Raw genomic sequence first — 7,625 nt, 5'->3', positions numbered from 1 at the left:
TTTTTCCAAAGTAACGGACGAATCGCCAACACACTGCGACCACTTTGGTCTAAGTCTGCTTCGTAGTGAAACGACATTTTCTCTACGCCATCATCAATTTTCCAATGTCCAAAATGCCCAGCACCATTTACTCGTCCACCACCTGAACCCATTACCATTTTGCCACCGCCTTTTAGCATATCACGTCCCATGTTATCAATGTAGGGGCCAGTAACTTTGCGTGAGCGACCCACCACAATATTATAAGTTGAGTTTGCACCGTCGCAGCAAGTGCCATGTGTTCCGAGTAAGTAATACCAACCATCACGATACATTAAAGCTGTAGCTTCGCAGTCGATAGCAATATTTATTTCTTTGTTTCCCTCCATACGTTTACCCGTTTTTGGGTCGAGTTCAATCAAACGAATAAACCCGAAATAAGTGCCATAAGAAACCCATAATCTGCCATCTGTTGGGTCGAGCAATAAACCTGGGTCAATGGCATCGCAGTCTTCTTTTCCATCTGATGATGCTACAACAACTGCTTCGGTATATTTAAAATCAGGCGATTTGGGGTCGAGTGTTTTGTTCCACATTGTCAAAATCTTTCCGCTGTGTCCACCGTTCAAACCGCCACCTGTGGCACCGTACACTACCAAATAACGGTCGCCAATTTTTAAGGCATCGGGGGCAGCACCACCACCAGGTCTTTCACCGCCAGCATTCCACGTCCAGCCATCTTCCGATACCAAACCACCGCCACGAGTGCCAAATGTATAATATTTGCCATCTGATTCCATAATCGTTGATGGGTCGTGGATAAATGGTTTCCCGATTTGAGCATTTACTTCGGTCGATATACACCCGATTGTAAGAGCCAATTTGCCAATATTTTTTATCGTAAATTTCATAGTAAACTAATATTTTAATTCAAGTTTTTAAGCGTAGATAAGCCAAAAGCTTTTACTCGCAAGTGATAGAAAGGTCTTTGATGGGTTGTCCGTTTTCGTCTAAGAATCTGACACAGAAATCGCTCATACCTGGGCCATTGATGATTGCTCCACGCAAAACATTACGCCCTTTATTGAGCGTGAGGCGATTGGAAACTACATCATCCATAACCATACGTCTATCTCCCGAAAGTAGAACTGCTTCTTTGCCATTCAGCCACCACATAGAAGCGGAGTTTGAGCCAACAGCCAAGCGTACATTTTTCATTTCACGAGGGCTGTCAATAACTGTAACGCCCCAAAACAACACGCCGTATACAGGTTTGTAAAGTCCATAGGCAAAGCGGAAAAGTTTCACGTTGTAGTTGGTGCTTTCTAAAGCATGCCAAGTGAGTTCTTGCTCACCTGCTTTTACTTTTTCGCCATCTTTTGGCATTATGGTAAATTGATTCGGAAAATATTCTTTCGTAAAATTTTCACGTAAATAACTATCCGTAAAAACGGTATTGCTTCGATTCGGCTTATTGATTGGTTCAAGCAACATCCAACGTTGGATAAATCCCTCACTATCAGGAAATTTCTGTTTATTGGTAGCTTTTACAAAATAAGGCGAAAGACTCCGAGTTGTATCGGTTTTGGCTGCACTATTATTGGTGCTCGACTTGGCAGAATTACACCCTTGCAAGCTTGCACCTAATAATATCGCAACGCCAGTTGTGAGCAACAATGGTTTGAGATTGAAAATCATAGATTTGTTTTTATTGTTTAAAAAAGAATTGTTACTGAATTTTTATTGAAAACTTATTTTTTTTGTGTCAATTGTACACAATTTTGAATCTTAATTTCTTTTTGAATAATTCAATAATTTATGTCTCACAAAGTAGCCGAGCTGCTTAATATTTGTAGTAAAAATGTTACAAAGTAGTTTAAAGCTACGTAGTAGTGTATTGAAATAAATAAGTATGATATTTCGCTACTACGTAGCTTAGAGCGTTTAGCTGTTTACTACTTCTACAAATATTAAGGTACGCTGTACCTCTTTCTGCGTAATTTCAGTTCAATAAGCTTAGCTGATGTTTGCGTCAGTGTACTTTTCTAATGACTCCTAAAATTCCACTTTGAATTATCACTATTAAAGTCAAATTCAGCCAATGTTGGTGTGCTATCGCCTGAGGAAACCAAAGCTAATTTTTTATTTGAATTTGGTACAACCTTCGGCATGATGCGATACGTACCATCGGTCAATTGGTCGATTCTCCATAATTGTTCGGGTGCCCCAGTAAACTCTGGTACTGTTATGATTTCGGCATTTGCCGTTGCTGCCAAAGCTCGGTTTGTACCTGCTAATACGATTTTGTAATAAGGCCCACCCAAATAGCCAGTCGAATCGGGGGCATCGGTAATTGTCCATTTTTGGTGTGGTCGAGACATATAATCGCCAATGCGTAAGTTGATATTGCCCGTTGGCCAAGTCTTGATTACATCGTCTAATTTCTGTGCCGAAACAGGCTTAATTGGCTCATTATTAGGCTGATTGAATCCACGTGGTGCATTGGCCATTCTCGAAAAATCAACGGCTAATTCTAACGCATATCCACGTCTGACCGATTCGATTTCATAAGTTCCTTCCTTAAACTTTTCTCCCGCCACTGGCCAACCATCTTTCCAAACAACTGGCAAAATCCCCAAAACACTACGCCCACCTTGTTCTAAATCTGCTTCGTAGTGAATCGACATTTTTTCAACGCCCTTTTCCAAAATAATATGTCCAAAATGCCCAGGGCCAATCAACTCGCCACGTGTGGCTACTACCATTTTTCCGCCACCTTCGAGCATACTTCTGCCTACGTTGTCGATGTACGGACCTGTTATTTTTTTCGAGCGACCAACCACCACATTGTAAGTAGAGTTGGCACCGTCGCAGCAACTTCCGTGTGTGGCAAGCAAATAATACCAACCATCACGGTAAACTAAAGTACTTGCCTCGCAAACAATCGCCACATCAACAGGTTTGTTTCCTTTTTTCAATCCGCCAGTCGTTGGGTCTAATTCTATAAGACGAGTGTAGCCAAAATAAGTGCCATAGGTTAGCCAAAGACGGCCAGTTGTTGGGTCTAACATTACCCCTGGGTCGATGGCATCACATTCTTCGTAACCATCCGATGTAGCTACTACTATGGGTTCAGAATATTTAAAATCAGGAGATTTTGGGTCGAGTGTTTTATTCCACATGGTTAGAATCGCTCCTTTATGATTGGGCGAACCACCCGTTGCACCGTAAATTACGAGATAACGGTCGCCAATCTTGATAACATCAGGGGCTGCTCCACCACCGGGTCTTACGCCACCACCGTGCCATGTCCAACCATCGTTTGATATAAGTCCGCCTCCGCCCGTGCCAAAGGTGTAGTATTTTCCCTCACACTCGGTAACGGTTGATGGGTCATGAATAAAAGGTTTACCTACTTGTGCGATTGATGTTTGAAGAGTGAAAAACGCCAATAGACAATGTATGATGAGTATATGATTTTTTTTCATTTGAATGTTAAGTTTAATGACGAATTATCCGAATGACGAGTATTGAATAACTAACTGATTATCATTGAGTTACAGTATTTCAACCATCGAATAATTACTAATACTTACTAAGGTAAAATAGAGTTAATAAATAGATTTTCAACTCTATAAATTATTCATAGCTGACAGTAAAATTCTTGATAGGCTTTCCTTTTTCATCTACGAAACGAACGGCGAAATTTGCCATACCAGGCCCATTAATTACTGCTCCTCGAATAATATTTTTACCTTTTTTCAAAGTCAGACGTTGCGAAGTTACGTTATCGGCAATCATATCTCTATCGCCCGAGAGCGTCAATACTTCTTGTCCATTTAGCCACCACATACTTCCCGAATTACATCCTGCCGTCATTCGTACGTTTTGCATTTCTTCGGGGCTATTAACGACCGTAACGAGCCAAACCAAAATTCCGTAGCGGGGTTTGTTGAGGGCATACGTAAAGTGAAATAAATTAAAATTGAATTGTTTGCAGTCAAGAGCGTGCCATTTGAGTTCTTGGTCGCCTATTTTTTCAGTTCCACCATTTTTTGGAACGATGTTATAATCATTTGAGAAATTATCAGCCGCAAAATTGGTTTTCAGAAAACTATCCATGATAACGTTATTACGAGCAATGTTTTTTTTCACTGGCTCTAAAACAAGCCAACGCTGAATAAACCCCTTTGCATCTGGTGCTTTTGGAGCAGGAGAAGAATGGTTGAAATGCTTAGTTAATGTATGTGTTGTATCTCCTTTAATGGGAATCGGAGGCAGCGAGGGTCTTGGAGGCCCCTGGGCAAAAACGGATATGCCATCTATTTGTAGCACTGACAAAGCTACAAAAACAAGCAGTGGCAAAAGTGAATTAGCTTTTCTGTTCATAGTAATTTTTGGTAAAGGTTATGGTTGAATTAGAGAAAAGTTGGTAGGTATGGCTCGTAGTATGAATCAGAAATAAAAACCTCAAATATGAATCGAACCATATTTGAGGTTTTAGTGTGTAAGTTATTTATTATCAAGGCTTAACTCGTTTTAACTTCATTTCGCCACGCTCGTTTTTTGTCACGATTTCATCTTCGTTGATGAGTTCGCCTGTGTTGTTGATGGTCATATCATTAAACGATATGCTGTAAGAAAATTTCTTACCTTCAACTTTACCGTTTTCGATTTTGGTTTCGCCAAATTGGGTTTTCCAAGTTCCCGTGAGTTTGTCGCCTTCTACTTTGAATGTGTATTCAATCTCAAATGTACCGTTTGGAGTTTCACGAGTTCCTTTCCAATTTCCATCAATCGGATTGGTTTGTGCAAAGGCTGCTACGCCACATAGCACAAAAAATAAAACAAAAAGCTTTTTCATGGTTTGCATAGAATTTTGGTTAAATAGTTAAGAAAGGTTTGAATATTATTTTAGGCCAACTACCTTGAAATAGGCTGGTTTTGGCTGATTATTTCTATCGAAAAGTAATGGATAGCTGGTGCGTCCACGTACTGGCCAGTTATTCAACCAACTATCACCATCGTTTACTCCCCAAAAGGTTACTCTCGTAACTTTATCTTTGTGTTTCAAGAATAACTTAAAAAGAGCTTCGTAGTCGTCAGCCAATTGTTTTTGTACATTTTCTGGTAAACCATTGGCATAAGGATTCATTTCTGGACTATTGGCCATTCGTTGGCTTACGTCAGCTCCTTGGAAATTTCTTGGTAAAACCTCAATATCTAACTCGGTAAACATCACTTTTAATCCAAGTGCCGAATATTCAAGAATACTCTCTTCGATGTCTTTCAACGGAATTTTGCCCACGTGCCAGTGTCCTTGAATACCCACGCCATCAATTCTTGCACCTGATTCTTGAATTTTTTTGATTAGTTTGATACAGCCAGCACGTTTGGCAGGTTGCTCATTGTTATAATCATTGTAATATAATTCAGTGTTAGGCGATGCCTCTTGTGCCAACTTGAAAGCATCTGCAAGGTATCCTTCGCCCAAGTGTTTTAAGAAAACCGAATTACGAAGAGTTCCGTCTTCGTTTAGTGCTTCATTGACTACATCCCATGAAAAAACTTTTCCTTTGTAGCGACCAGCAACGGTTTTGATGTGGTCAGTGAAGAACGTACGGATAGAATCACTACTCTTGATTCCTCTGATAAAATTAGGCAATTGGCTATGCCAAATAAGCGTATGCCCATTGATTTTGATATTATTCTTTTTACCATATTCAACCAATTTATCGGCCATGGTGAAATCGTAGGTATCCCATTTTGGGTGAATCAAAGCCGATTTCATGATATTTTCTGGGGTGGCGGCATTAAATTGTTTTTTGATGAGGTCGTTTACGGTAGCATCTTTTTCGTCGATTTGAGAGTTATTCAGAGCCGTTCCAATCAAAAAATCCTTTTTGAAAGCATCTTTCAAGGCTTTTGGATTATCGTTTGTTATTTGAAACGTAAAACTTGAAAATAAAACAACGCCTATACTAAACGCTGATAAAACTTTGGTTTTCATAATATAATTTGTGACTAAAATGTGACAATTTGTGTTTGATTAGATAAAATCTAACGTCCATAAAGCACAGACGTTAGACCAGTATGAAACAAAACTAAAATTTATTTACCTAATCCGTTAATCTCTCCTATTTGAAGATGAGGTGCCCGCGAATGAGCTCTCATGTTCTAATTGATCCTAAATAAAAACATTTGTTATTTGAAAAGTACAATTTTGTTGATTTTCAAACCTCAATCATTTTTGTATTTATCAGCTAATCTATATGCGGAAATTCTAATTACAAACAAAAAGTGTCAAAATGACACGTATAATAAAACATCAACAATCGGTTACGTTTACGATAGGTCATTTGTCGAATAAATTATAGAAATATTATTTGCTTTTTGGTTTATTTAACCGACAAAGCTGTGCTTTTTTTCTCGGAATTCTGGATTATAGATTCATGGAATCTAAGAATAGTACAAAAAATAGCAGTTTTGAGAGAAGATTAGAATAAAAAAAGGGTTAGCAGATTCTGCTAACCTTTTCAATAACTCATTCAACGAAATTTCTCAATGTTCCAATATTATCAATCGAGATATTTATTACATCGTTTTTTGCCAATGTAAAGTCATCAGGTGGTACAATTCCTGTTCCTGTCATCAAAAAAGTACCGTATTTGAACGTACATTCATACGTAAGATATTCGACGAGTTCGGGAAACTCACGTTTCATTTGACTAAGTTTGGTGGCTTGCTCGAAAACTGTGTTTCCTGCTCTCACAATTTGAAGTTTGATTTCGGTTTCTTTCGAAATCGGCTCCTCGGTTACTAAAATGCAAGGCCCGATAGCAGCACTTTTATCATACGATTTTGCCTGTGGCAGATACAAGGGGTTTTCGCCTTCAATATCACGTGAACTCATGTCGTTTCCTACCGTGTAGCCCGCAATTTGTCCACTTGAATTGACAAAAAGTGTCAGTTCGGGTTCGGGAACATTCCATTTCGAATCACGTCTGATTTTTACACCCTCGCCATGCCCAACGGTTCGGCCAGCGGTTGCCTTAAAAAATATTTCTGGACGCACGGCATCATAAACTCTATCATAAAAATCGCCGCCGCCTGCATCTTTCGACTCTTCCATGCGGGCGTTTTTACTTCTCAAATAGGTCACGCCCGAAGCCCACACTTCTTGCGAAACAATTGGTGCTAAAATAATAGCTTCTAAATCGGGCTTTTCTTCTACTTGCTTTGTTTCAATGGCTCGTTTCAGAAATTGAAAAAGATTTGGCTGATTGACAAGTACATCGAAATCTACTTCTTTGAATGAATAAAAATTGTTGTTGAGTTCTACAAAAACACCAAGTGTTGTATGATAAATTTTCATTAATATTGATTGGTTTTAAGCAAAATAGAGATATTAAGTCAACAGGAACAAAAGTTGTATTTTTACCGTAATACCTACACCTAGCATTGATCTTTGCTTGTACTGCTGGTTATTTGACCGCTAATTTGTGGTGACTGTGCAAAAGTACTCAACAGGCTAAGGGATACAGCATTCATGCTACCAATCTAAGCCACAATTTTAGGTCTTTTGATTGGTAATTTTGTTTCATGTTTCATCGAGTTTTTGTTTGAAAAATTTTAATAAAATTAGG

7 protein-coding genes are annotated in these 7,625 nt (G+C 39.0%); all 7 read right to left on the bottom strand.

All coding sequences use genetic code 11. From position 1 onward, the window contains the following. Window positions 1-890: arabinan endo-1,5-alpha-L-arabinosidase (locus ACOVO2_RS12315; protein ID WP_421770266.1), on the bottom strand; the 890-nt coding region annotated here is incomplete at its 3' end. Window positions 891-942: 52 nt separating this feature from the next. Beyond that, entirely contained in the window at window positions 943-1,677 is a 735-nt protein-coding gene (locus ACOVO2_RS12310; protein WP_421770265.1) for an acetylxylan esterase, read from the bottom strand. Between the two features lie 347 nt (window positions 1,678-2,024). Next, window positions 2,025-3,467: a family 43 glycosylhydrolase gene (locus tag ACOVO2_RS12305; protein WP_421770264.1), complete on the bottom strand. Its 1,443-nt coding sequence runs from the start codon at window positions 3,465-3,467 to the stop codon at window positions 2,025-2,027. A 151-nt stretch (window positions 3,468-3,618) separates the two neighbouring features. Beyond that, on the bottom strand, window positions 3,619-4,368 hold the full coding sequence (locus ACOVO2_RS12300; protein WP_421770263.1) for an acetylxylan esterase: 750 nt from the start codon (window positions 4,366-4,368) through the stop codon (window positions 3,619-3,621). A 133-nt stretch (window positions 4,369-4,501) separates the two neighbouring features. Then, window positions 4,502-4,843: a hypothetical protein gene (locus ACOVO2_RS12295; RefSeq protein ID WP_421770262.1), complete on the bottom strand. Its 342-nt coding sequence runs from the start codon at window positions 4,841-4,843 to the stop codon at window positions 4,502-4,504. Window positions 4,844-4,888: 45 nt separating this feature from the next. After that, complete coding sequence (locus ACOVO2_RS12290) at window positions 4,889-5,989, bottom strand: endo-1,4-beta-xylanase (RefSeq protein WP_421770261.1); 1,101 nt, start codon at window positions 5,987-5,989, stop codon at window positions 4,889-4,891. A 534-nt stretch (window positions 5,990-6,523) separates the two neighbouring features. Beyond that, window positions 6,524-7,354 carry a fumarylacetoacetate hydrolase family protein gene (locus tag ACOVO2_RS12285; protein WP_421770260.1) on the bottom strand — a complete coding sequence of 277 codons (831 nt, stop codon included), beginning with the start codon at window positions 7,352-7,354 and terminating at the stop codon, window positions 6,524-6,526. Window positions 7,355-7,625 lie beyond the last annotated feature (271 nt).

It is taken from the genome of Emticicia sp., assembly GCF_049241225.1.
Lineage (GTDB): Bacteria > Bacteroidota > Bacteroidia > Cytophagales > Spirosomataceae > Emticicia.
Note: the sequence above shows the minus strand (reverse complement) of the source record. Positions and strands in the feature narration are given on the sequence as shown.